The 25,704-nt window shown below is 60.7% G+C and carries 18 protein-coding genes; 11 read left to right on the forward strand and 7 right to left on the reverse strand.

Annotated elements, in window-relative coordinates; all coding sequences use genetic code 11:
- From ACVWYU_RS05440 to ACVWYU_RS05465, 6 genes are all read left to right on the forward strand, one after another.
- Entirely contained in the window at positions 1-1,581 is a 1,581-nt protein-coding gene (locus ACVWYU_RS05440) for a VWA domain-containing protein (protein WP_457372147.1), read from the forward strand.
- Positions 1,578-3,020 carry a hypothetical protein gene (locus ACVWYU_RS05445; RefSeq protein ID WP_457372148.1) on the forward strand — a complete coding sequence of 481 codons (1,443 nt, stop codon included), beginning with the start codon at positions 1,578-1,580 and terminating at the stop codon, positions 3,018-3,020. The genes ACVWYU_RS05440 and ACVWYU_RS05445 overlap by 4 nt, the downstream gene beginning before the upstream one ends.
- Complete coding sequence (locus ACVWYU_RS05450; RefSeq protein ID WP_457372149.1) at positions 3,017-4,045, forward strand: HAD family hydrolase; 1,029 nt, start codon at positions 3,017-3,019, stop codon at positions 4,043-4,045. The genes ACVWYU_RS05445 and ACVWYU_RS05450 overlap by 4 nt, the downstream gene beginning before the upstream one ends.
- A 71-nt stretch (positions 4,046-4,116) precedes the next feature.
- The gene (locus ACVWYU_RS05455; protein WP_457372150.1) at positions 4,117-5,697 is read left to right on the forward strand and encodes an arylsulfatase; all 1,581 of its coding nucleotides are present in this window, start codon (positions 4,117-4,119) and stop codon (positions 5,695-5,697) included.
- A 170-nt stretch (positions 5,698-5,867) separates the two neighbouring features.
- Positions 5,868-8,381, forward strand: a complete 2,514-nt coding sequence (locus ACVWYU_RS05460) for a fused MFS/spermidine synthase (protein ID WP_457372151.1) — start codon at positions 5,868-5,870, stop codon at positions 8,379-8,381.
- A 159-nt stretch (positions 8,382-8,540) separates the two neighbouring features.
- Positions 8,541-10,907: a tetratricopeptide repeat protein gene (locus ACVWYU_RS05465; protein ID WP_457372152.1), complete on the forward strand. Its 2,367-nt coding sequence runs from the start codon at positions 8,541-8,543 to the stop codon at positions 10,905-10,907.
- A gap of 199 nt (positions 10,908-11,106) precedes the next feature.
- Here ACVWYU_RS05465 and ACVWYU_RS05470 read toward each other — a convergent pair whose 3' ends face one another.
- From ACVWYU_RS05470 to ACVWYU_RS05495, 6 genes are all read right to left on the reverse strand, one after another.
- A complete protein-coding gene (locus ACVWYU_RS05470) occupies positions 11,107-11,586 on the reverse strand; it encodes a DUF934 domain-containing protein (protein ID WP_457372153.1) in 480 nt (159 codons plus the stop codon).
- Complete coding sequence (locus ACVWYU_RS05475) at positions 11,583-13,256, reverse strand: nitrite/sulfite reductase (protein WP_457372154.1); 1,674 nt, start codon at positions 13,254-13,256, stop codon at positions 11,583-11,585. The genes ACVWYU_RS05470 and ACVWYU_RS05475 overlap by 4 nt, the downstream gene beginning before the upstream one ends.
- A gap of 367 nt (positions 13,257-13,623) precedes the next feature.
- Positions 13,624-14,118 carry a hypothetical protein gene (locus ACVWYU_RS05480; protein WP_457372155.1) on the reverse strand — a complete coding sequence of 165 codons (495 nt, stop codon included), beginning with the start codon at positions 14,116-14,118 and terminating at the stop codon, positions 13,624-13,626.
- Between the two features lie 112 nt (positions 14,119-14,230).
- Positions 14,231-14,752 (reverse strand): GNAT family N-acetyltransferase, encoded by a 522-nt coding sequence (locus ACVWYU_RS05485; protein ID WP_247255775.1) that lies wholly within the window; start codon positions 14,750-14,752, stop codon positions 14,231-14,233.
- Between the two features lie 106 nt (positions 14,753-14,858).
- Positions 14,859-15,839, reverse strand: coding sequence for a LysR family transcriptional regulator (locus ACVWYU_RS05490; protein WP_457372156.1), 981 nt, complete (start codon positions 15,837-15,839; stop codon positions 14,859-14,861).
- Between the two features lie 72 nt (positions 15,840-15,911).
- Complete coding sequence (locus ACVWYU_RS05495; protein WP_457372157.1) at positions 15,912-16,352, reverse strand: carboxymuconolactone decarboxylase family protein; 441 nt, start codon at positions 16,350-16,352, stop codon at positions 15,912-15,914.
- 205 nt (positions 16,353-16,557) lie between these two features.
- Between ACVWYU_RS05495 and pdxR the strand changes: the two genes are divergently transcribed.
- The 5 genes from pdxR (at position 16,558) to ACVWYU_RS05520 (ending at position 20,687) form a co-directional block, all read left to right on the forward strand.
- Complete coding sequence (gene pdxR / locus ACVWYU_RS05500; RefSeq protein ID WP_457372158.1) at positions 16,558-17,991, forward strand: MocR-like pyridoxine biosynthesis transcription factor PdxR; 1,434 nt, start codon at positions 16,558-16,560, stop codon at positions 17,989-17,991.
- 123 nt (positions 17,992-18,114) lie between these two features.
- Entirely contained in the window at positions 18,115-18,408 is a 294-nt protein-coding gene (locus tag ACVWYU_RS05505) for a putative quinol monooxygenase (protein WP_457372159.1), read from the forward strand.
- A gap of 199 nt (positions 18,409-18,607) precedes the next feature.
- On the forward strand, positions 18,608-19,027 hold the full coding sequence (locus ACVWYU_RS05510) for a cupin domain-containing protein (RefSeq protein ID WP_457372160.1): 420 nt from the start codon (positions 18,608-18,610) through the stop codon (positions 19,025-19,027).
- A 227-nt stretch (positions 19,028-19,254) separates the two neighbouring features.
- Positions 19,255-19,965, forward strand: a complete 711-nt coding sequence (locus ACVWYU_RS05515) for an ATPase (protein ID WP_390956297.1) — start codon at positions 19,255-19,257, stop codon at positions 19,963-19,965.
- 146 nt (positions 19,966-20,111) lie between these two features.
- A complete protein-coding gene (locus ACVWYU_RS05520; protein ID WP_457372161.1) occupies positions 20,112-20,687 on the forward strand; it encodes a hypothetical protein in 576 nt (191 codons plus the stop codon).
- Positions 20,688-20,775: 88 nt separating this feature from the next.
- Here the strand turns inward: ACVWYU_RS05520 and ACVWYU_RS05525 are convergent, their stop codons facing one another.
- Positions 20,776-25,671, reverse strand: a complete 4,896-nt coding sequence (locus tag ACVWYU_RS05525; protein ID WP_247255769.1) for an NAD-glutamate dehydrogenase — start codon at positions 25,669-25,671, stop codon at positions 20,776-20,778.
- Positions 25,672-25,704: the final 33 nt, after the last annotated feature.

Here is a 25,704-nt window from a genome sequence, read left to right on the forward strand (position 1 = left end):
ATGGACATCAACCTCAGCGACTTCCATTTCCTGCGTCCACTGTGGTTGTTACTGCTGCCCTTCGCCGCCGTTCTGCCGTGGCTCTGGCGGCGCAGCCGCGACTTGCAGCGGCGATTGCGCAGCAACATTGCCGAGCATTTGCTGCCGCACCTCCTGATTACCCCGCAGGACCAACAGTGGCTGCGCCCGGTGCATCTGGTTTGCGCGCTGTTGGCGCTCGGCGCGCTGGCCGCCGCCGGACCGACCTGGGAGCAGGATCGCCCTGACTTTCTGCAAAACCGGGCGCCGTTGATCATCGCCCTCGACCTGTCGCCGTCCATGGACGCCAACGATGTGCAACCGACACGCCTGGAAGCGGCCAAACACAAGTTGCATGACCTGATCCAGCGTCGCGCCGGCGCCCGCAACGCGCTGATCGCCTATGCCGGCAGTGCGCACCTGGTGTTGCCGCCCACGGATGACCCGGCCCTGCTCGATACCTTTATCCAGGCACTGGGCACCGATCTGATCGGCAAACCGGGGAAAAATGTCGGAGCAGTCATCGATCAGGCCAAGCGTTTGCTGAGTGCCGAAAAAGCGCCGGGGACGCTCTTGTTGATCACCGACGGTGCCGACACATCGGCGCTGGCGGGTCTGGACAAACGGCTGGACGACAGCGCGCTGCAAGTGCTGATCCTGGCCGTCGGCAGCGAGGACGGCGGCATCATCCAAACTGCCGACGGCCAGCCGCGCACCGACAGCAACGGTCGCCCGGCGCTGGGTAGCTTCGATCAGGCCGCCCTCAAGCAGCTCGCCTCAACGCTGGATGCACCACTGGGCAGCCTGACCCTCAATAACGACGATCTGGACTGGATCGAACTGCAGGCCCAGCAGCATTTCCAGAGTGCCAGCGACGAACAGCGCGAACTGCACTGGAAAGACGCCGGATACTGGCTGTGCTGGCCGTTGCTGTTGATCGCGTTCTTCAGCGTGCGCAAGGGTTGGAGCCTGAACTGGATCGCCGGTTTTTTACTGGCCATGGGTATTGGCTTGCAACCGTCACCCGCACAGGCCAACGCCCTGACCGACGCGTTTCTTACCCCGGACCAGCAAGGCCGATGGGCATTCGAGCACGGGCACTTCCCACAAGCCGCAGCGCATTTCGTTGACCCGTACTGGAAAGGCATCGCGGCCTACAACGCCGCCGATTTCGACCTGGCCCTGGCCAGTTTCGCCCGCCTGGAAACGCCCCAGGCGTATTTCTACCTGGGCAACATTTACGTGCGCCGCTTCAAATTCGACGAGGCCATCGCCGCCTACACCCAGGCGCTGAAATTGCAGCCGCAGTTCCCTGAAGCCACGGCCAACCTGGCCTTGGCCATGGCCTTGCAGAAAGACACCGAAAGCGCCGAAAAAAACGCCCCCAAAGTCAAACCGGACGCCATCAAGATGGACAAGGCTCCCGGCAAGGGCCAGAGCAGAACAGTGCAAACCGATCGGGCAGCCTCGGATGAACAGTGGTTGCAGAACCTCACGACATCGCCAGCGAAGTTCTTGAAGCAAAAATTCAGTTTGCAGGATCAGGCGGGAGTGAAGCCATGATCAGTCTGCGAGACCCAGTCACTCCCATCGCCGGCAAGCCAGCTCCCACAGGGATCGTTGTCGTCCCCAAACGTCATGAACGGCGCGCAACCTGTGGGAGCCGGCTTGCCCGCGAAGGCTCCTGCCCAGGCAACACAATACTCGGCACCTTGCTCCTGTGCCTGATCAGCACCACCGCTCTCGCCGCCGAACCCGAACTGCGCGTCCAGACCAGCCTGCAACCGGCCAACACCGCCATGGTCGGCAGCCTGGTCGAATTGCACCTCGATGTCCTCACCGACACCTGGTTCACCAACGCCCCTACCCTGCCCGAGTTCACGTTGCCCGGTGCGCTGGTGATACCGCCGGACGGCCACGCCGAGCACCTGAACCAGACGCTCGACGGCAAGTCATTCAACGGCATGCGCTACAGCTACCTGATCACACCGAATGTGGCGCAGGGCTTCGACATTCCCGCCCTGAGCGTGCGCGCCACCCCGGGTCAGGCCAGCGTCGAACTGAGCGCCCAGAGCCAGCCGCTGCACTTCACGGCGGCGCAACCAGCGGGCTTCGCGCCCGGCGAACCGGTGCTGGTCGCCCAGGGATTGCGTTTCACCCAGCAAATCATCAATTCCGCGACTCCGCTGAAGGTCGGCGACAGCCTCACCCGACAACTGACACTGCAAGCCGACGGCGCCCTGGCCATGTCATTGCCGACGCCGCCGCTGAGGGAAGCCAGCGGCCTCAGTCGATATGCAAAGAACCCGCAGGTCAGCACGCTGGACGACGGCCGCGGCCACTTCACCGGCGGCCAGCGTATCGACAGCGTGACCTACCGCATCGACACCCAAGGCCCTCACACCTTGCCGGCCATCGAGTTGAAATGGTGGGACGCCAGCAGCCAGCAGACCCGCACCGCACAAGTGCCCGCCGTGAATTTCGACGCCGCCGCCAACAGTGCCTATCGGCCGGTGTTTTCGATCAGCGAAGACCTGAAGCAACTCGGTCAGCCCCATCGCCTGCACCTTTCGGGCTTTGCTTTCAGCCTGTTGGCGTTGCTGTCGAGCGTGGCGCTACTCGCCTGGTTTGCCCGCCCCTTCGTCCATCGCGCGTACCTCGGGGCCAAGGCCAGGCGTCAGGCCCGACACAGCGCCTGGCTGGGCTCTGCCGACTATGCCTGGCGGCAAATCCCGGCGCAGCTTGATAGCAAACCGCCACAATTGAGCGCGCTGTACCTGTGGACACGCCGCAGCCAAACGGGCTTGAAGCTGACGGGTTTCGGCCCGCGCCTGCAAGCCTTTCTACGCGCCTGCTACGGCCGCGAGCCCACCAAAGATCAGGCACTGCACCAACTCAAGGAATCCTTGACTACGCTGCATAGTCAGGCCGAGTACAACAAAGAATCAGTCGCTCCTGCATTGCGACCACTCAATCCGGTTCACTCGAAGGAACGCCCATGACGAACCCGATCAGCCACCGCCACTTTCACCGGTTGAAGCTGCTGCTAGCCCTGGCTTTGAGCCTGCCACTGCTGGTTCAGGCCGCCGAACCCCTGCCCTCCTGGAACGACGGTCCAGCGAAAAAGCACATCATCGAGTTCGTGCAGGCGGTGACCGATCAAGGCAGCAAGGACTTCGTCAAACCCGAGGACCGCATTGCCGTGTTTGATAACGACGGCACCTTGTGGAGCGAGCAACCGATGTACTTCGAGCTGCTGTTTGCCCTGGAAGAGGTCAAGCGCACCGCGCCCCAACACCCGGAGTGGAAAACCACCCAGCCGTTCCAGGCGGTGCTGGAAAACGATCACAAGGCGCTGGCGGCCACCGGCCTGGACGGCATGATGAAGATCTTCGGTGCGACCCACACCGGCATGACCACCGAGGCTTTCGACGACTACGCCAAGACCTGGCTCAGCCAGGCGCGCCATCCGAAAACCGGCAAGCCCTACACCGAGATGATCTTCCAGCCAATGCTGGAAATGCTCGACTACCTGCGCAGTGAAGACTTCAAGACCTACATCGTCTCCGGTGGCGACACCGGTTTCATGCGCGCCTTCGCCGAGAAGGTCTACGGCATCCCGCCCGAGCGGGTGATCGGCACCACTTTCGTCACGGCGTTTCAGTACAAGAATGGCCAGGCGTCGATCCTGCGCACGCGAAAACTGGCGCACAACGACGACGGCCCGGGCAAACCGGAAAGCATCGACGCCGTCATCGGCAAGCGGCCAATCCTGGCTTTCGGCAACTCCGACGGCGACCTGCAAATGCTGCAGTGGACCGCCGCCGGGCCGGGAAAGCGCTTCATGGGCCTGGTGCATCACACCGACGCCAAACGCGAGTGGGCCTATGACCGCGAGTCGCAGATCGGCCGGCTGGACAAGGCCCTGGACGAAGCCAACAAACGTGGCTGGACGGTCGTCGACATGGCGACCGAATGGCGTCGGATCTACCCGTTCGATGCCGCCACACCTGAGCAAGTGCAATAAAAAAAAGCGTAACGCAGGACCGCAATGAACGTTTGTCGCACCGAGCGACGTAAGCAAAAGGAGCAAGTCAGATGACTCGCATACGCAAATGGTTACCCAAGCTTGCCCTGGTGGCGACTTCGGTCATGGCGATTTCGGCCACTGCCGTGGCCGCGGAAAAACCCAACATTCTGGTGATTTTTGGCGACGACATTGGCCAGACCAACATCAGCGCCTATTCCATGGGTGTGGTCGGTTACAAGACGCCGAACATCGACCGCATCGCCAAGGAAGGCATGATGTTCACCGACTATTACGCGGAGAACAGCTGCACCGCCGGGCGCTCGTCGTTCATTACCGGTCAGACACCTTTGCGTACGGGTCTGTCGAAAGTCGGCATTCCGGGCGCCCCTGTCGGCCTGCAAAAGCGTGACATCACCATCGCCCAGGCGCTCAAGGGCCTTGGCTACGCCACTGGCCAGTTCGGCAAGAACCACCTGGGCGACAAGGACGAGTACCTGCCGACCAACCATGGTTTCGACGAGTTCTTCGGCAACCTCTATCACCTCAATGCCGAAGAAGAGCCTGAACGCCCGTACTGGCCCAAGGACGACGCCGAGTTCGTCAAGGCCAACTCTCCACGCGGCGTGATCCACAGCTTCGCCGACGGCAAGATCGAGGACACCGGTGCCTTGACCAAAAAACGCATGGAAACCATCGACGACGAAACCACCGCCGCCGCCCAGGCGTTCATCGAGAAGCAGGCCAAGGCGGACAAACCGTTCTTCGTCTGGATGAACACCACGCGCATGCACGCCTTCACTCACGTACGTGAATCAATGCAAGGCCAGAGTGGTATGCCGGGCAACGAGTACGCCGATGGCATGCTCGAACACGACGGCGACGTCGGCAAACTGCTCAAGACCCTCGATGACCTGAAAGTCGCCGACAACACCATCGTCGTCTACACCACCGACAACGGCCCGAACCAGTTCTCCTGGCCGGACGCGGCGACCACGCCGTTCCGCAACGAGAAGAACTCCAACTGGGAAGGCGCCTACCGCGTACCGGCCATGGTGCGCTGGCCAGGCAAGATCAAGGCCGGTGAAGTGTCCAACGAGATGTTCTCGGGCATGGACTGGTTCCCGACCCTGCTCGCCGCTGCCGGCGATGCCGATGTGAAAGACAAACTGCTCAAGGGCTGGGCACCCACCTCGGGCGGCACCAGCTTCAAGGTGCACCTGGACGGCTACAACCAGCTGCCCTACCTGACCGGTCAGCAACCCAAAGGCGAACGCAAGGAGTTCTACTACTTCAACGATGACGGCATGCTGGTGTCGATGCGTTTCGGCAACTGGAAAGCGGTGTTCTGCGAGCAGCGTGCGCCGGGCGGCTTCAAAGTATGGAGCGAACCGTTCGTTTGCCTGCGGGTACCGAAAATCTTCAACCTGCGGATGGACCCGTACGAACGGGCGGACATCGTGTCTGACCAGTACTACGACTGGACCACCAAAAACGTTTATCTGGTTGCCCAGGCAGTGACCAAATCTGCGCAGTTCCTGCAGACCTTCATCGAGTATCCACCTAGCCAGAAACCGGCCAGCTTCAGTGTTGACCAGATCCGTGCCGCGGTAGATGCCAAGATTGCCGAAAAAATGAAAGCTGCACAGTAAGACCGCTTGACCGCCGCTCGCCTTCACCGGCGAGCGGACTTTTTTCTGAAAGCGCACAACTGTAGGCGCTGGCTTGCCAGCGATGGCGACCGTCCGATCGACAGACAGAGTGTCTGAGCCAGCGCCCACAGATTTTTTTCAATCCGAAAATCGTACAAGGCATCAGCCCCATGTCATCACGTGTCGCCAGCAAGTCGTCGGCCATACCTGCCCCTCACGTCGCCTCCCCGGCGCTGTTGATCCCCGCCCTGTTGCTGTTCGTCTCCGGTGCCGCGGCACTGGTGTATCAGGTGCTGTGGATCAAACAACTGTCGCTGGTGGTGGGCGTCGAGGTGTACGCCATCACCACCGGCATCAGTGCGTTTTTTGCAGGCCTGGCCCTGGGGGGCTTGCTGTTCGGCCGCTGGGCGGACCGCTTGCAGCAACCGGTGCTGCTGTATGCCGGGCTGGAAGTGCTGGTGGCGGTGCTCGGCGTCGGCGCGACCTTCGCCATGAGCCTGGCGGCCAGCCCTTTCGCCTGGCTGGAACAGCACATCGGTCTGCTGGCCTGGGTGTTGCCGTTTGCCCTGGTGGGCATTCCCGCCCTGTTGATGGGTGGCACCTTACCCGTGCTGGTTCGTTCGTTGGCCAGTCACCCGCAACAATTGGGCAAGGCTGGCGGACACTTGTATGCGGCGAATACCGCCGGCGCCATCGCCGGCACCCTGCTCGCGGCGTTCGTGCTGATCGCCACCCTCGGCGTGCGCGGCAGTGCCCTGGCTGCCGCGATGCTGAACCTGCTGGCCGCTGCCGGGGCCTTGTGGTTCCACCGCCATCGTTCACTGCCGGTTGAAGCACCGGTCAAACACCACACGGACAAGGCACCGGATCGCCTGGCCCTGTGGCTGTATTCGATTGCCGGAGGCGTGGCTCTTGGCTACGAAGTGGTGTGGTCACAGTCCATCGTGCAGTTCATGAGCACGCGCACCTATGCCTTTGCCGTGGTGCTGGCGACGTACCTTACCGGGCTGTTCCTGGGCAGCGCGCTGCTCGCTCGACGGGTTGATCGGCTGCGCGATCCCTGGGGCGTATTCGGCCTGCTGATCGCCAGCGCCGGAGTGATCGCATTGCTGGAAATCGCCGTGCTCGGGCGCTGGCTGGTGCTCGCCCAGAGCCTGGTCGAAGCCTGGGTGCTGTCGTTGGGCGCCAGTGAATTACTGGGCATGAGCGCACGCTTTGCGGTCGCCGCCCTGAGCATCGTGTTCGTGCCGACCGTGCTGCTCGGCGCGGCGTTTCCCGTGGCACTGCGCTTGAGCGTCGGGCGCGACCATGTGGGGCGCCATGTGGGAGAAGTCGTGGCGTTCAATACCCTGGGCGGGATTATCGGGGTGATGCTCTGCGGCTTTGTGCTGATCCCCTTGCTGGGGCTGGTGCGGACTCTTGGCTTGCTGGCGATCATCGCCGCCGGGATCGGCTACTTCGCCGTGCGCAAGGGGCATGGGGTCAAGAAAGGCCGGCGTCAGGGCGTGGTCGCGGTCGGCCTGTTATCGGTGGTGCTGGCACTGCTGACCCCAGTCGATAAACTGGCCAGCCTGCTACCCGGTGCCCGCAACGGCACCTTGGCGTTCTATGAGGAAGGTCGCGGCGGCACGGTTGCCGTGGTCACCCAGGGCAAAGGCCAGAAAGCCTTCCAGCGCCTGTACATCCAGGGCGTGTCCAACACCGGCGACGCCATGCCGTCCCTGCGCTACATGCGCATCCAGGCACTGTTGCCGCTGCTGATCCACAACGGAGAACCGCGCTCGGCGCTGGTGATCGGGTTCGGCACCGGGATCACCGCAGGCGCCTTGACCCGCTATCCGGGCCTGGAACATCGCGTCGTCGCCGAACTGTTGCCCTCGGTGGTCAAGGCTGCGCCCTTGTTCAAGGGCAACTTCAATGCCGCCAGCGATCCCGGTGTCGATGTCCGACTGCGCGACGGTCGCCAGGAACTGCTGCGCAACCCGCAGCCCTACGACCTGATCACCCTCGAACCACCACCGCCGTCCGCTGCCGGCGTGGTCAATCTGTATTCCCGGGACTTTTATCAATTGGCGGCCAGCCGTTTGCAGAAACAGGGCCTGGTCGCCCAATGGCTGCCGTTGCCGACGCAAAACATCGACGACTCACGCTCGCTGGTGCGCAGTTTCCTTGATGTCTTCCCCTACGCCACCCTGTGGACCAGCGAGTTCCACGAGATGCTGCTGGTGGGTTCGCTGGAGCCGATGGAACTGGATGCGGCGAAAATCAGCGCGCGCTTCCAGCAGGACAGCGTGCGCAGCACCTTGCAGGATGTCGGTATCGGCTCGGCGGCCGCGCTGCTGGCGACCTGGGTCACCGATCGTGCCGGCCTTGAACACTTCGCTGCGGATGCGCCACCGGTGACCGACGATCAACCACGAATCGAATACGCCCCCTGGGTACGGGACAAGGAAATTACCCGCGTGCTTCCGGCGCTGCTGAATCTGCGCAGTGCCCCGCCCCTGGTCAACGCTGACGCCGCTTTCATCGAACGAATGAACACCCACCAGCAACGCCTGATGCAGTTCTATCGGGCGAGCCTGCATGCCTACGAGGGTGACCGTGATGCCTGGGCCAGGGATGCTCGCGAGGTGATGCGCGGGGATGGCGGCAACCCGTATTTCCGCTGGTTTGGCGGGGAGTGATCCGGCAATTTTCAAACCGCCATCGTCGGTACGCAGCCCGGAGCAAGCTCACTCCCACAAGATCACAAGCGTCATTTGACAGACGCCGGCCATCCGGCAAAGCTGCCTCTCGCTGAACGCGCGCCTGACGGCAAACGCACCTGGACCACGGAAGTCGCAATGCCGAAACATAAAAATAAAGCTGCAAACACAAGCCCTGATTCGCAACCGACCCTGATCAATCGCTACCTGTTTCCCGTCACCATCGGCATTTTGCTGTTGGCGGTCGCAGGCATCGGCTGGTTTCTGTTCAGCGGCAATCCGGCCCCCCTGACCTACGCACCGGTCAGCAAGGCCGCCGTTGAACCGGTCAAGCCGCCACCGCAGCCCGTTGCCCTGGCGCCGGCCAAAATGGTCGATGAGCAACAATGCCAGAGCTGCCACAGCGCGCAGGTCAAGGACTGGCAAGGCTCCCATCACCAATTGGCGATGCAACCGGCCAACACCGAAACCATGCTCGGTGATTTCAACAACGTCACCTTCAAGGCGGAAAACGAAACCACCCGTTTTTCGCACAAGGACGACGGTTTCTGGGTCAACACCCCCGGCAGCGACGGCAAGAATGCCGACTTCAAGGTGGCCTACACCTTCGGCATTGCGCCCTTGCAGCAATATTTGATCGAGGTCGGCGAAGGTCGACTGCAAGCCCTGGGCGTGGCCTGGGATACCGAGAAGCACCGCTGGTTTCATCTCTATCCGGGCCAGGGCGTGACTTTCAAGGACCCGCTGCACTGGAGCAAACCGAGCCAGAACGCCAACTTCATGTGCATTGAGTGCCACACCACCGGTTTCAAGCGTAATTTCGATGCGGCGAAGAACACCTTCGACAGCCAGTGGAACAGCCTCGGGGTCGGTTGCCAGGCGTGCCATGGCCCGGCCTCGAACCACCTGGAATGGATCGCGAAAAAGACCGATCTGATCCACGCCGGTTTCGCCGTCGATCTCAAGGACAAGAACGCCACCGTCGAAATCGAGACCTGCGCCCGCTGCCACTCGCGCCGCGCGCCATTGGACGACGGCTACACCGTTGGCAAGCGCTTGATGGATGACTACCTGCCGAGCCCGCTGACCCGCGAGCTGTACGCCCTGGACGGCAAGATCAAGGACGAAGTGTTCGAACACGGCTCCTTCGCCCAGAGCAAGATGTTCGACAAGGGGGTGCGCTGCAGCAATTGCCACAACCCGCACAGCGCCGAGCTCAAGGCGCCGGGTAACGGCGTCTGTCTGCAATGTCACAACACCGCCGGCAAGACGACCGTGCAAACCGTCGATGGCAAGGGCCTGCAAGCGAAGAACTACGACTCCATCGAACACACCCGTCACGCCATGGGCCAACCGGGATCGCAATGCGTGGATTGCCACATGCCCGGCAAGTTCTACATGGGCAATGACTTCCGCCATGACCACAGTTTCAGTATTCCCAACCCCGAGCGTGCGGCAAGACTCGGTACACCGGACGCCTGCCTGAGCTGCCACCAGGGCAAGGCTGGCAACAAGGTCACCGAGCAGTTCAAGCTGTGGAACACCGCCAACGCCAGCCCCGTGCAGGCCCCGCGCTACGACGAAAGCCTGTGGCTGATTCGCAACGGTCAGCCAGGCGCGGCGCAAGCGCTCTACGAGCAACTGCAACGCAGCAACCTGCCGGCGATTCAACGGGCGACCCTGCTCGCCGAGCTGCCGCTGTATCCAAGCGAGCAGGCGTTGAAACTGGCGACCAGGGACCTGAGCCATCCAGCGCCGCAAGTACGGGAAAGCGCGGTCCATGCCATCAGTGCGTTCCTGCCGCCCGAAGAACGCGCCGTCTTGCTGTCGCCGTTGCTCGGCGATCCGGTGAAAGCCGTGCGCATTGCCGCGGCCCGGGACTTGCTCAGCGTCGCGAACACGGGTCTGGGCAGTGCCCGCGCAAATTGGGAGGTCGCCATCGCCGAGTACGAAAGCGTGCAAAAGAGTCTGGCTGAGCGTGCCGAATCCAACCTCAACCTGGCCATGCTGTATCAGGCCAGCGGGCGCAGTGACGAGGTCGAAGGCTTACTGCGCACCGCGCTCAAGCGTGATCCGGGTTTCTACCCGGCACTGGTGACGCTGGTGCAGTGGCTGGAGGCCAATGGCCGCGGACAGGAAGCGCAGGCGCTGTTGGCGCAAAGCCTCAAAGAGCACCCGGACGCCGCCTTGCTGCAACATACCCAGGGCTTGTCGCTGGTACGCGCGGGCCAGTCCGCCCAGGCCATGCCGTTCTTGCGCAAAGCCGCGCAACTGGAACCGCAGAGTGCCCAGTTTGGCTACGTGCTGGCTGTGGCGCTGCACGACAGCGGCAAAGTCGATGAGGCGTGCGAAGAACTGGAACGGCTATTGAAAGTGCAGCCGGCCAACCGCAATGCGCGCCTGGCGTTGATCCAGTACTACCTGAACAATGGACAGGAACCGAAAGCGCAGGTGCTGTTGCAGGGCTGGAAAAAAATGAACATGGGCGATCCGGCGTTGAAGTGATTGTGGGCTGCTGTGCTGCTGTGCTGCTGTGCTGCTGTGCTGCTGTGGCGAGGGAGCTTGTCGGATCACCTCACCGTCCCGCTCGGCTGCGCAGCAGTCGTAAGACCTGCTCGCACGGCGTGTCTGACTAAATATTGGGGCCGCTGCGCGGCCCAGCGGGAGCAAGCTCCCTCGCCACATTGTGAACAACCCATCTGAGTCACCGCCGCCGAAACAACGGCCGCGGTTCTATCACCGAACGACCGTACAACACGCTCATGCCGGCCAATCCTTTCAACGCATCCTCGGCAGACTTATCCGCCCGCACCGCGAAGCTGTCGAAGCCGCATTGACGCATGTGGCTGAGCTGATCGCGCAGCACGTCACCGATGGCACGCAACTCGCCCGTCCAGCCCAATCGAGTGCGCAGCAAGTACGCCTGGCTGTAGCCGCGACCATCGCGGAAACTCGGAAAGTCCACGGCGATCAGCGGCAGTTCGGCCAACCACGGCTTGAGGCTCTCCACGTCATCGTCCGGCCCGAGCCACAACGCGTGTTGCCGAGGGTTTTCCAGCCAACGGGCCAAGGGCAGGATCAGCTTGCCCGCCGGCAATGGCGCCTCCAGGTCCCGGACCAGCATCCATGGGTCGTCCTCTATAATCCGCGCCACGCCCTCTTGCAGACGCAACAGATTGTTCATGCCGATACCTCCAGCGTTTTCGGATAAACCGCCTCTTTGAACGGTTCCAGGCCGATGCGCTGCAAGGTATCGACGAACAGCTCCTCGCTCTCGCGGTAACGCACAAAGGTATCGATGATCTGCTCAATCACCCCGGGCACTTCGGCGGCGCTGAAGGACGGGCCGATGACCTTGCCCAGCGCACTGTTCTTGCCCTGGGCCCCACCGAGGGTGATCTGGTACCACTCGCTGCCGTTCTTATCGACCCCCAGGATGCCGATGTTGCCGATGTGATGGTGCCCACAGGCGTTCATGCAGCCCGAAATATTGAGGCTGATGTCACCGAGGTCGTGCAGGTAGTCGAGGTCGTCGAAACGCGCCTGAATGGCCTGGGCGATGGGGATCGACTTGGCGTTGGCCAGTGCGCAGAAGTCGCCACCGGGACAGGCGATGATGTCAGTCAGCAAGCCGACGTTGGCGCTGCCCAGGTTGTGCTCGCAGGCCAGGCGCCAGAGCGCGAACAGATCGGCCTTGGGCACGTCCGGCAGGACGATGTTCTGTTCGTGGGCAATGCGGATCTCGGCGAACCCGAAGCGCTCGGCCCATTCGGCCACCGCCTCCATCTGTTCGCTGGTGACATCGCCCGGCGGCGCGGCACTGCCGGGTTTGGTCGACAGCACCACGCTGGCATAGCCCGGCACCTTGTGCGCCTGCACATTGCGCTGCACCCAACGGGCGAAGGCCGGGTGCGCGCTCAACTGTGTGCCGAAATCCAGGCGGGTGTCCGCCCGTTCGCGGTATGGCGGCGCGACGAAGGCACTGGCCACGCGCTCGTACTCGTATTCGGTCAACTGTGCCGGCCCGTCCCGCAGGTACTGCCATTCTTCCTCGACTTCCCGGGCGAACGCCTCGATGCCCAGGGCCTTGACCAGAATCTTGATCCGCGCCTTGTACTTGTTGTCTCGCCGGCCATGGCGGTTGTAGACCCGCAACACCGCCTCGACGTAAGACAGCAAATGCTGCCACGGCAAGCCTTCACGGATCTGCAAACCGAGGATCGGCGTGCGCCCCAATCCACCGCCGACGATGACCCGCAGGAGCATTTGCCCATCGCTGCCAGGGTAAAGATAGAGACCGATGTCATGCATCATGATCGCCGCCCGATCCTGCTCGGCCGAGCAGATGGCAATCTTGAACTTGCGCGGCAGGAACAGGAATTCCGGGTTGATGGTCGACCACTGCCGCAGGATTTCCGCCAGCGGGCGCGGGTCGATCATTTCGTCGGCCGCGACCCCGGCAAAGGCTTCGGTGGTGATGTTGCGCACACAGTTGCCGGAGGTCTGGATCGCGTGCATGTCCACCCGGGCCAGGCGTTCGAGGATATCCGGCACTTCGGCCAGTTCGATCCAGTTGAACTGCATGTTCTGCCGCGTAGTGAAGTGGCCGTAACCACGGTCGTAGTCGCGGGCGATGCTTGCCAGCGTGCGCATCTGCCGGGCGCTCAGGGTGCCGTAAGGGATGGCCACCCGCAGCATGTAGGCGTGTTTCTGCATGTACAGGCCATTCTGCAGGCGTAGCGGCAGGAACTCTTCCTCGCTCAGTTCCCCCGCGATGAAGCGCTCGACCTGATCGCGAAACTGCGCAACCCGCTCGAACACCAGCGCCCGGTCATAGTCGTCGTACTGATACATGTGGCTACCTCATCAGGATTTGGCACATCACCCTGCAGGCGCGAGCCTGCTCGCGAAAAACGCACAGGCAACGGGGGCATCCAGACAGCCCGCGTCATCGTTGACGCCCATCGCGAGCAGGCTCGCTCCTACAGGAGGAAGCACTATGGGCCGACGCTGATTTTCATTACAGATTCAGATATGGGTTTAAAAGCCGTATCAGAGATGGATCCTCCAGGCCATGGTCATTTTCAATCTGATCCGCACTAATGAACTTTTCCTGAGCCTGTATTGTTTTCACCCCGGTTTCTACAGTGCACGGCATTGCAACCGTGGGTCACCTCGAACTCTGAGGCAGCGGCCCACCCCTGTGCATCGCTCAGTGAATTCAGTTGCGCTCGCGGGGGATCAGGCTCTGCAACTGCTGCGCCAGAAAGTTCGCATCGAAGGCGAAGGTATCCGGGTCCTTCAAGCCATTGGTCTTGCGCCATTGCCAGCCGTCCGACGGCGGCAGGCAAACCAGCGAAACACTGCCGTAGCGTGCAGCGGTAAAGCCCATTACCGCCACTGAAATCTGCCCGCCGACACCCATCACATCCGGCACGAACTCCACCGGTTTGCCGGCGATCAGGATGCTCAGTTTTTCGGTATTGAAGGTGGAGGTTTCCACCGGAACGCTCGGCCCCGATGCGACATAGGCTTCACGACTGACCTCCAGCAGATTCGGCGCCTTGACGGGTTCCAGCCACTGCTGGATCTGATCGTACAACTCGTCAATGCGCTTGGCCCATTCGGCCGATTGCGTCTCGAACAGTTGCTTCTTGTGCGCTTCGCTGTCTGCGTAATGACGAAGCATTTCGCCCAGTTGCTGTACGTCGTCCATCGCGATGTTCCTTTGGTTGAAGCGGTGCTGCGGACCTTGAGCATGGCAGAAGCGCGCCGCGGGCGTACGACTAAAAGCACGAGCGGCACTGGCGTTGTCCTGAACCGCTGATTCAACCGGCCTTGGGTGGACGACGCAGGCGCGCCATGCTCAAGGTATCGACGAAAACCCCGTCACGCACCGCGTAATCGCGCAAGACCCCTTCGGTTTCAAAGCCGAATTTGCGATACAGGCCGATGGCAGCTTCGTTGTCGGCATAGACGGACAGTTCGATCCGCCGCAGATTCATCCAGTCATCGGCGATATCCAGCGCTGCCGCCAACAGTTTGGTGCCGACGCCCTTGCCCTGCCACGCCTGCGCGACACCCATGCCGAACGTACCGGCATGGCCGCGACGGACACGTGAAAACTGCTCAAGGGTGATGCTGCCGACAACAGCGCCCTGATGCAGCGCCACCAATTGAATGATTCGTTCGTTGTCCGACGCCAGACGCTTGCGCCAGGTCTCGCGGGACGGAAACGGCATTTGCAGCGTCTGCCGGGCGACCATGGGGTCGTGGTAAAGCGCGGTGATGCCTTCGATGTGGGATTCGTTGAAGCGTTCGAGGGTGATGACAGGATCGATGGCGGGCATGGGTGACTCATCCTTGATACAGACATGGCCGCTCACTCTATATCGCATCCTTCCCGGCTGGCGAGCCCCCTGTGGGAGCAGGCTCGCTCCCGCAGTTTGATCGGGCTCAACCTTCGAACCACTCCCGGCGCTCGTTGAAGGTGCTGTTGATCAATTCGACGATCATCTGCACCTGCGCATCCCCCTCGGAGTGGACATTCACCGCCAGCCAGACCTGACGCTGCATCGGTGCGTTGAACAGCCCTGGCAAACCGATCAAGCCACGGTCGAAACGGCTCATGTAGCCGGGCAAGAGGCCGATGCAGGCGCTGCAACGGATCATCTCCAGCATCAGTTCATAGGAATGCAACTGCACCACCCCGGCCAGGCGCTGGTCTACCAGGTTGTTCCACGGGCGAAAACAGTCGACCTGCCGATCATGCTGCCACTGCACCAGCAGGAAATCGGCCAGGTCATCGAGACTGTCCGGGCGCGAAGCGACCCTTGAGTAACGTTTGGCGATGTGCGGCAGGTAGTCCAGACGCGCCAGGCGCCGGGGTTCGCTGATGGCAAAACTCGGGCCGGGTAGCGGCGAGTCGGTGCTGGCTAACCACAACACCACATCGGCACTGACCGCTCGCAGTGACAGTTCGCTGTCGAGGTTGATGATGTCCAGGCGCACGCTGGCGTTGCGCCGCAGCAAGGCCACCAGGTCACGCCCGAGAATGTCGTGCAGGATCGATTCGGCGACAGCCAGGCGCACCAGCGGTTGTTCGATCACCGGCAAGTCGCGCTCGTGGGCCAGTGCGATCAATTGCGAATGCAGCTGCAGCCCGTCACGACTGAGGGTAACGCCATTGTCCGAGGGGCTGAACAACGAACACTGCAGCTGTGTTTCCAGCTGCGCCAATTGCTTGCGCAGCCGGGTCGCCTTGATATTGAGGCTCCGTGCCGCCTGCATGAAACAGCCACAACGAGCGGTGACACTGAAACACTGGGCCAGCACCGGATCGAGATCCGCCGCCAGTGTCCGCCAGGAAACGCTTTTCTCGATGGCTGCGCAGTGCTCGGCAATGCGCCGACGGCTGCCGGCTTCCATGATTGACATCGATGACTCCCTGTCCGTCTATCGGTGCAATCCATCCTGCGCACCCTTCATGAAAGCCGTATGACAAACCGATCAGGTACTGGGGCTTTGCCGGAAACTCACCGCCAGCCGATTCCAGCTGTTGATGGTGGTGACGGCGATGGTCAGGTCGACCAGCTCAGCTTCACTGAATTGCGCTCGCACCTGCTCATAGACATCGTCCGGCACATGGCTTTCGGCAAGCAGGGTCACGGCCTCGGTCCAGGCCAGGGCCGCCCGTTCGCGCGGGTTGAAGAAGTTGCTGTCACGCCATACCACAATGGAATACAGGCGCCGATCGGTTTCGCCCAGGCGCCGGGCATCCACCGAATGCATGTCGGTGCAGAACGCACAGCCGTTGAGCTGTGACGCACGGATCTTGATCAGGTGCAGCAGCGCCGGCTCGATGCTCAAGCTGCTGGTCAAGGCCTCCATCGCGATCATGGCTTTCATCGCCTTGGGTGACGCGCTGTAGTAATCCAGACGGGGGTTCATGGCGGGCCTCGTGCAGCACGGATGTGTAATTGACGTTATCCGTTGTTGCCTGTGCGTTACAGGTCCAATTCGACGGAAAAACCGTGGACCACCCGTCTCCAGACCAATTGACGGTTTTTCCGCCACGCAACTTCTGCACAAGCGCCGGATGAGGGTAATCTTGCGCGACGCACACGCGCCCCAATTGCCCCGGAGTTTGGCCGGTATGGAACTACATGTTGTCATCAATGGCCGCAAGGACCTGGCCGGTCAGCTGTACAACCAACTGCGCAGCGCGATCGAGTCCGGACGTCTGGCAGCCGGTACGCAGCTGCCGCCCAGTCGCCTGCTGGCCGAGCAACTGGGCATTTCGCGCAAGACCATTTCCGACACCTATGCTCAACTGACCTACGAAAACTTCCTGACCGGAGTGATCGGCAAAGGCACCTATGTCAACGCCCGGGCTTCGAAAGTCGAGCGTAAACAGAGCCATTCGGAACTGGCCGGTTTCGAGGTCATTGAATCCTGGCGCAACCTGCCAGTATTTCTGCGCCACCCGACACTGGAAGGCTCGCTGCGCTACGACTTCATTGGTGGCGCCACCAGCAAGGGCCAGTTTCCCCAGGACGACTGGCGGCGCTGCACCTCCCACGCCTTGCGGCAGATCTCCGCCTCCAAAGGCTTCTACAGCCTGCCGGAAGGCCTGCCGGCACTGCGCAATGCCATCGCCCGGCACATCGCATTTTCTCGCGGGGTCAATTGCCAGGATGAAGACGTGGTGGTGTGCAACGGCGCCCAACAGGCCCTGGACCTGATTGCCCGGGTACTGACCCGCCCTGGCAGCATCGTCGCCATGGAAGACCCCGGTTACCCACCGGCACGCCTGTTGTTCGGCACCCACGGCGCCACGGTGATCGGCGTACCAGTGGATGGCGAAGGCATTCAGGTGGACAAGATCCCCCTTGGCACGCGGCTGATTTATGTGACCCCGTCGCACCAGTTCCCGCTGGGCATGCCCATGAGTCAGGAACGGCGCGTGGCGTTGCTGGCCAAGGCCCATGAGCTGGGGGCAATCATCATCGAAGACGACTACGACAGCGAATTCCGCTATGAGGGCCGGCCCACGGATTCGCTGCAAAGCATGGATGAACGCGGGATCGTCGCCTACGTCGGGACCTTCTCGAAAACCCTGTTGCCGGAGTTGCGGCTGGGTTATGCGATTCTGCCGCCGGCGATTCTCGATGCGGTGGTGCGTGCCAAGCAGCTCACCGACCTTCACACCTCGACCCTGCCGCAATGGGCGCTGGCCAAGTTCATCGCCGAAGGCTGCCTGCTCAAGCACATTCGCCGTTGTCACACGATCTACGCCGGTCGACGGGACCGGATACTGGCGCGCATCGCCACCGACCTTTCGCCATGGCTTGAAGCAGTGCCGACCACGGCCGGTTTCCACATGGTGGTGCTGTGCAAAGTGCCGATCGATGTCCCGTTGGTGATCGAACTGGCGAAAAAAGTCGAAGTCGGGCTCTACCCCATCGACAGCTTTTTCTACCAACAGGCGCCGCTGGCCGGGCTTTTCCTCGGTTTTGGCGCCATTGAAACCCTGGACATCGACATCGCCCTGGATCGCCTGCGGGACATCTTGCAGCAAGTCGCCTGACGGATTGGTCTGCGACTTTATCCGGCGATTGGCTATTGGTGGTCCCGGGGTGCAGGCCTATCCTGCATAGGCGTTATCTCTCAATGAGCAGGATTCGTCCGGCCTGATTCAGGAGTGTGAGCAATGCCCAACCAAATGATCAATACCGTCAAGGTAAAAGCCGTCGCTGGTCGCTCGGACGAACTGGGTAAGCAACTGCAAAAGATTGTCGAAACCCTGCGCGAACTTCCGGGTTGTGAGTCCTACATGGTCGACCGTTGCCCCGACGACAGTAATCGCTGGACCGTGAGTGCCCATTGGCAATCGGAAGCGGCCATGCAATTGCATTTCAACAGCCCTCAAGTGCAGGGATTCATCGACCTGATCGATTGCCAACTGGCCAACGCTGTCGACTTCAACAGTTTTCCGATTCGTTAAGAACTCGATTAAAGATCGCAGCTTTCGGCATTTTCTACAGGGCATGGGTACCTCTGTAGAAGGTGCCGGGGGCTGCGATCTTTTTTTGTCTGAAGACCTGACATTGGTCCCCTGGACTTCCCGAATATTGGCTGTTTGTTTGTGGTGGGTGGCGCACTAGATTGGTTCCGGACAACTCACCCATTGCAGGTAATGAACCATGAACGTTTTGCGCCTATGTACTGCCCCTTTTGTTGCCTTGGCCCTGACCGTTTCCGCCTCGGCATTCGCCCATGAAGCCAGTGATCATTCGGAAAAGGTCACGGTGCTGCAAGATCAAATGCTGCAAAACGCACCTGGCAAGAAAGCCCTGATGATCGAAGTCGACTACCAGCCGGGGCAATCCTCCATTGCACACAAGCATGAAGGCACTGCCATGGCCTATGTGTTATCGGGGGCCATCACTTCTCAGGTCAAGGGCGAAAAAGAACGGACCTACAAGGCCGGTGAGTATTGGTACGAACCGGCCGGTTCCGAGCACCTGGTTTCAAAAAACGCCAGCAAAACCAAGCCTGCAAAACTATTGGTGTTCATAGTGCTGTCGCCAGAAGAGAAAGTACTGATCCCATTGGAAAACTGATAGCTGTACGTTCAGCCATAAACAAAAAGGCCCGAATCATTGATTTGGGCCTTTTTATATCCGTCGGCAATTAACCCAAACGCTTTAAACCAAACAAAACTATTGGCCGCCTGATAACTACGGATATTGACTATTTCATCGTCAATTCGCGGTTTAGTCTGGAATGACTGCCGAGTAAAACCGGCAATTTAACTTTCCGACTGATGTTGTTTCACCGGAGAAACACCATGAAACTTGCGCTTGTCAGTACCCTGACAGTCACCGTGCTAATAGCCGGCTGTTCAATACCCACCGCTCCTTCGGCGGTATCTTCAGTGGATGGCATTTTCACGCAACCCGTTGGGCGCAGTAATGCCCGGAGCATACCCAACGGCCACAACGTTTCGCTGGGCATCGTCTACAGCCGCAATACTCAAACCAACCGCGCCTACTTACAGAATTACCAGGCCAACGCCGGCACCGGTTTCGGCCAGAGCCTGCTGGTGCAACCGATTCACGATGCCTACGTAGCCACCTCCCAGCCCGATCTGGCGGTGGATTGGGTCAAGGCCTCATTGCAGCGCCAGTTCGGCTCGGTCACGGTGTACCCGGACATGCGGAGCCTGATGGCGGCCAAGCCGGAGGTGGTCGGCATCGTCGACAGCCGCAGCCAGCTGATGACATCGCGCAGCTCCGACATCGAAGCGAAGGTCAGTGTGGACTTTTACGACAACAACCTGGCTTACATCGGCACTGCGCAAGGGCAGGACGCCAAGGCGTTGAGCCCGGTATGGGCGGATTACAAGCGCAGCGAAGACATCGTCGCGGATATTAACGAACAGCAGAATGTGCAAGTAAGAGCGCTGCAGAAGTTTGACCAGTCGCTCAGTAATTTATTGACCAACCCGACAAGTAACGTCTCGATGCTCGACAACACGACAGAGCGAAAATCGTATTGAAACTGCGAAAATCAATGTGAGCAAACTCCAATCTGGACAGGAAGAGTTTGCTCACAATTAATCAACGTCATGAATTTTAAATAGCGGTATCTTCAGCTCCGCGCGACGGCGCCAACAATTATCCCCTATAGACAAGGAACGTCTTCATGACTAAAGACCAGGAAAGATCCTTCATCGCCCGCATCACTTGCGATGGAATCAACATGACATTTTTTGACCAGGTATTGAGCGCGGGTCATTTCGAACCGGGTGGAAGCAGATCTCCCATACCTCCAAATGTAGTGACGACCTTTGAAGCCTATGATCCTGTCACCCAAACCATGCTCCGTACAGGCAGTAGAAAATCCACGGCCATGGTCGTCCACTTCAAGTGTTATAACGACTACTACAACCTGCAGATTCTGAACGAAGCCTACTACCAAAAATACTTCAGCAAGGGCGGAAAAGGCGTGCTGGGCGCCTATCCGGCCTCCGGCGGTAATACCACCTCCTTCCATTTACTGAACGGCTTTCATCAAATCATCACTCTGGATGATTTGAGCAGCTCCCAAGCGACCCTTTACTTGAAAGCACGCAACGCCGGAATCATCAAAAAAGCAATCTGGCGCGACCCGGCATACAGCACCTGTTTCACCGATGAGTCCGGCGATGTCGTCACGTTCAATCTGCAAATTCTGGAAAGGCACGTCTCGACACCCGCACGCTCCACGCCCTACACCTGAGTGATCGATCCATGGGCCGACACGTTTCCACCCTTGAATAAAAAAGCCCCGCATCTCTCGATGCGGGGCTTTTTCATTCAACGCCTGATCAGGCCGCCGGTTCCAGCTCGGCGACCGCTGCGGCAGATACCACCGCTTGACCGCTCAATGCCAGATCCAGCAATTCGCGGTTGGCCACCGCGTACATGGCGTAATCAGTGCCGCTGGCGGCACGGATTTCCACCAGCATGGCGCGCCAGCGTTCGATCATGCTTTCGTTCTGCTGCATCCACAGTTCCAGGCGTGTTTCCACGTCCTGGGTGCCGTCGCCCTGCTGCAGGACCGAGATGGTGATCGCACGTTGCTGCCAGTCGACGTCATCGCGGAACGCTTCACGGGCCAGGGCCTGCCAGTTGTTTTCAACCGGCAGAGCGCTGATCTGTTGCAGGTACCAGGTGATGTCCAGCGCGCTGCCCACGGCGAAGTAGGCCTTGGCCACGTCCGCTGCGTTCTGGCCGGTCACGTCGGAGGCCTCGATGATCGGCAGCAAGGTGTACAGGTGAGTAGTGCCTGCAACCATGCGCGCCAGCAACTCAGGAACGCCAGCAGCGACGTAGGCCTGGTAGCGGGACTGCCAGCCTTCGCGGGTCGGGCCTTCCAGCAGTTCGTCGAGCTTGAGGCCCAGCGCTGCCAGATGCGGACCGAAGTGCGCGACGTCACGGGCAGCGTTCTGCTCGTTGCGACGGGTGCGCAGGAACCAGCGCGTAGCGCGACGGCCCAGACGCATCAGCTCATCCATCAGCTCCAGTTGCACATCGGCGGAGACCTGGTAGTCCAGGGCTTCGATCTGACGGAACCAGTGCGGGAGATGGAAAATGTCGCGCACGATCACGTAAGCACCGGCCACGTTCGCCGGGCTCATGCCGGTCGACTCTTTGAGTCGTTGAACGAAGGTGATGCCCATGTGGTTGACCAGGTCGTTGGCGATCTGGGTGCTGACGATTTCGCGCTTCAGACGATGACGGCGCATGGCTTGGGAGAACTTGCTCACCAGAGTCGGCGGGAAAGCGGTTTCCATGTCGCGGGTCAGGTAATCGTCGTCCGGCACCAGGGAGTTCAGCAACTGCTCCTTGAGATCGATCTTGCTGTAGGAGATCAATACCGACAGCTCGGCGCGGGTCAGGCCATGGCCTGCGGCAACGCGCTCGTTGATCTGCTCTTCGTTCGGCAGGAACTCGATGGCGCGATCCAGCTTGCCGCGACCTTCCAGGTCGTTCATCAGACGCTTGTACTCGGCAATGCGCGGCAAGGCGCGACGGGCCGCCAGGGACAAGGCCTGAGTCTGCTTGTAGTTGTTGCCCAGTACCAGGTTGCCGACTTCGTCGGTCATGCTCGCCAGCAACTGGTTGCGTTGCTTGTCGGTCATGTCACCGGCCTGAACCACTTCGTTCAGCAGGATCTTGATGTTGACTTCGTGGTCGGAGCAGTCCACGCCACCGGCGTTGTCGATGAAGTCGGTGTTGGAGCCGCCGCCATTGAGGCCGAACTCCACACGACCCAGCTGGGTCATGCCGAGGTTACCGCCCTCGCCCACCACTTTGCAGCGCAGTTCGTTGCCGTTCACGCGCAGTGCATCGTTGGCCTTGTCGCCGACATCGGCGTGGGTTTCGGTGCTGGCTTTGACGTAGGTACCGATACCGCCGTTCCACAACAGATCCACCGGCGCCTTGAGCAAGGCGTTGAGCAGTTCGGTCGGGGTCAGCTTGTCAGCCTGGATGTCGAAGCGTTCCTGCATCTGCGGGGAAATCGCGATGCTTTTCGCGCTGCGCGAGAAGATCCCGCCGCCTTCGGACATGATGCTGGTGTCGTAATCCGACCAGGCCGAACGCGGCAGGTCGAACAGACGCTGACGCTCGGCGAAGCTGGTGGCCGGATTCGGGTTCGGATCGATGAAGATGTGCAGGTGGTTGAACGCTGCGACCAGTTGCAGCTTGTCGGACATCAACAAGCCGTTACCGAACACGTCACCGGCCATGTCGCCGACACCGACCACGGTGATGCTGTCTTTCTGGACGTTGATGCCGCGCTCGCGGAAGTGGCGTTGTACGCCGACCCACGCGCCCTTGGCGGTGATGCCCATTTTCTTGTGGTCGTAACCGGCCGAACCACCGGACGCAAACGCGTCACCCAGCCAGAAGCCGTAGTCGATGGCGATGCCGTTGGCGATGTCGGAGAAGGTTGCAGTGCCCTTGTCCGCAGCCACGACCAGGTACGGGTCATCGTCGTCATGACGCACGACATTGGCCGGCGGCACCAGGGCGCCGTCTTTCAGGTTGTCGGTGATGTCCAGCAGACCCGAAATGAAGATGCGGTAGCAGGCAATGCCTTCGGCCGCGATCTCGTCACGGCTGCCGCCCAGTGGCAGGCGACGTGGCAGGAAGCCACCCTTCGCACCCACCGGCACGATGACCGAGTTCTTCACTTGCTGGGCTTTTACCAGGCCCAGGACTTCGGTACGGAAGTCTTCTTCACGGTCGGACCAGCGCAGGCCACCACGCGCCACGTTGCCGAAGCGCAGGTGCACGCCTTCGACGCGCGGCGAGTAAACGAAGATTTCGAACTTCGGTACCGGCTTTGGCAGCTCTGGAATCAGGTGCGGGTTGAACTTGAAGCTGAAGTAGGACTTGTTATGCCCGTTCGCATCAGTCTGGTAGAAGTTGGTACGCAGGGTTGCCTTGATCAGGTCCAGGTAGCGACGCAGGATACGGTCTTCGTTCAACACCTGGACGTCGTCCAGGGCGCTCAGGATCGCTTGTTCCAGACGTTGCTGCTTGTCTTCCAGATCGTCGCTGGTGAGTTTGCGCGCCAGGTAGAAACGGGTCTTGAACAACCGGGTCAACTCGCGAGCGATGTCGGTGTGGTTGTTCAGGGTGCTGGCGATGTAGCCCAGGTCGAAGCCCAGACGAATCTGCTTCATGTAGCGGGCGTAAGCACGCAGCAGCGCCACATCACGCCATGGCAGGCCGGCGGTCAGCACCAGACGGTTGAACGCATCGTTTTCGGCATCGCCGCGCACGATGTGGACGAACGCGTCCTGCAGGGTGTCGTTGAGTTGCTGGATGTCCAGTTCCAGGCCTTCGGCGGCGGTGAACGCGAAGTCGTGAATCCAGAACTCGCGGCCATTGGTGTGACGCAGGCGATACGGGAACTCACCCAGTACCCGCAAGCCGAGGTTTTCCAGGATCGGCAATACGTCGGACAGTGCCAGCGGGGTATCGGCGTGGTACAGCTTGCAATGCAGCTCACGCTGGCCGGAGACCTGGCCCAGCGGCTGATAGAAGCTCATCACCAGCGGATTCTTTTCGCTCAGGCTCAGCAGGTGCTGCATGTCGACCACAGCCGAATGGGCTGCGAAACGCTCGCGGTAACCGGCCGGGAAACCTTTCGGGAAGTCGGCCAGCACGTTGGTGCCGTGGGCTTCGCCGAAGCTTTCAACCACCAGGCTGGCGTAGTCGTCCTGCCAGCTGCGGCAGGCCTGCACCACTTCTTTTTCCAGCAGCAGCGGGTCGATGTCGATGCGGTTTTTCGGGTCGACGCGCAGGATCAGCTGCACGCGAGCCAGCACGGACTCGGAGAAGAAGGTCCAGAACTCGCAATCGGAGGCTTTCAGGCGATCCATCAGCACTTGCTGGATCTTCTGGCGCACTTCGGTGGAGTAGATGTCACGCGGCACGTAGGCCAGGCAGTAGCAGAAGCGGCCGTACGGGTCTTTGCGCAGGAACACGCGAATCTTGTTGCGTTCCTGGATCTGCACGATCGACATCACGGTGCTGAACAGCTCGTCCACCGGGGTCTGGAACAGATCGTCGCGCGGCAGCACTTCGAGCACCTGTGCCAGTTCCTTGCCCAGGTGTGCCTTGGCCTGGAAGCCGGAACGGCGTTCGATTTCCTCGACCTTGCGGCGGATGTACGGAATGGCACGCACGCTTTCGCCGTACACCGAGGAGGTGTACAGGCCCATGAAACGGCATTCCTTGATGATCTTGCCGTCGGCATCGATTTCACGGATCGATACGTAGTCCGGGTAAGCCGGACGGTGCACGCGGCTTGGGTGCGCGGCCTTGGCGAACGTCAGCAGTTTCGGCTCGCGCAGGTAGTTAACGGCGTAGTCTTCGATGCGCAGTTCATCGTAGGTCATGCCGGTACGCAGCAGTTTGGTCAGGCCCAGGAAAGAGTCCTGGTCGTAGACGATGTGACCGCCGTCGGCTTCATCACGCACCACGAACTCTTCGTAGCCGAGGAAGGTGAAGTGGTTGCCCACCAACCATTCCAGGAAGCTCTTGATTTCGCTCTTCTCGTCGGCATCGACGGCGAACTGGCTGTTGTCCAGGCTGGAAAGGATTTCCTGGACCTTGGCCTTCATCGGCTCGAAATCGCCAACCGCAACGCGCACTTCGCCGAGCACTTGCTCCAGCTCTTTGGTCAGCACGTTCAGTTCGGCGGTGTTGGCACAACGGTCGATTTCCAGGTACATCAACGACTCTTGCAGAATGTCGTCGCCCTGGGTGCCTTTCGGCAGGATTTCCAGCAACTCGCCCTTGCTGCCGCGACGCACGCTCAGCACGGTGGTTTGCAGGGTGTGAATGCTGTAACCGCGACGGTTCAGCTCGGTACGCACCGAGTCGACCAGGAACGGCAGGTCATGGTGCAGCACTTCGACCGCGGTGTGGGTCGACTGCCAGCCATGACGCTCGTAATCGGGGTTGTAGACGCGCACTTGCGGATGCGCGTGATCGAAGCGCTCAAGCAGGCGCCACGCAGAAAGGGTACAGCCAGCGAGGTCGGACAACCGACGCTGGGTCAGTTCATCCAGGGAAATGATGCCGAAGAATTGTTCAGCGAACAGCGCCACTTGTGGCAGTGCCTGTTCACTGATGTGCTGCGCCAGTGCCGCTTGCAGTTGGTGCTGGAAGTCGGCTTTGCTGGCTGCGGTGAAGAACGCCATCTGTGGTACTCCGCTTGGGCTTGTTATTGATGG

The organism is Pseudomonas sp. TE12234 (assembly GCF_054061835.1).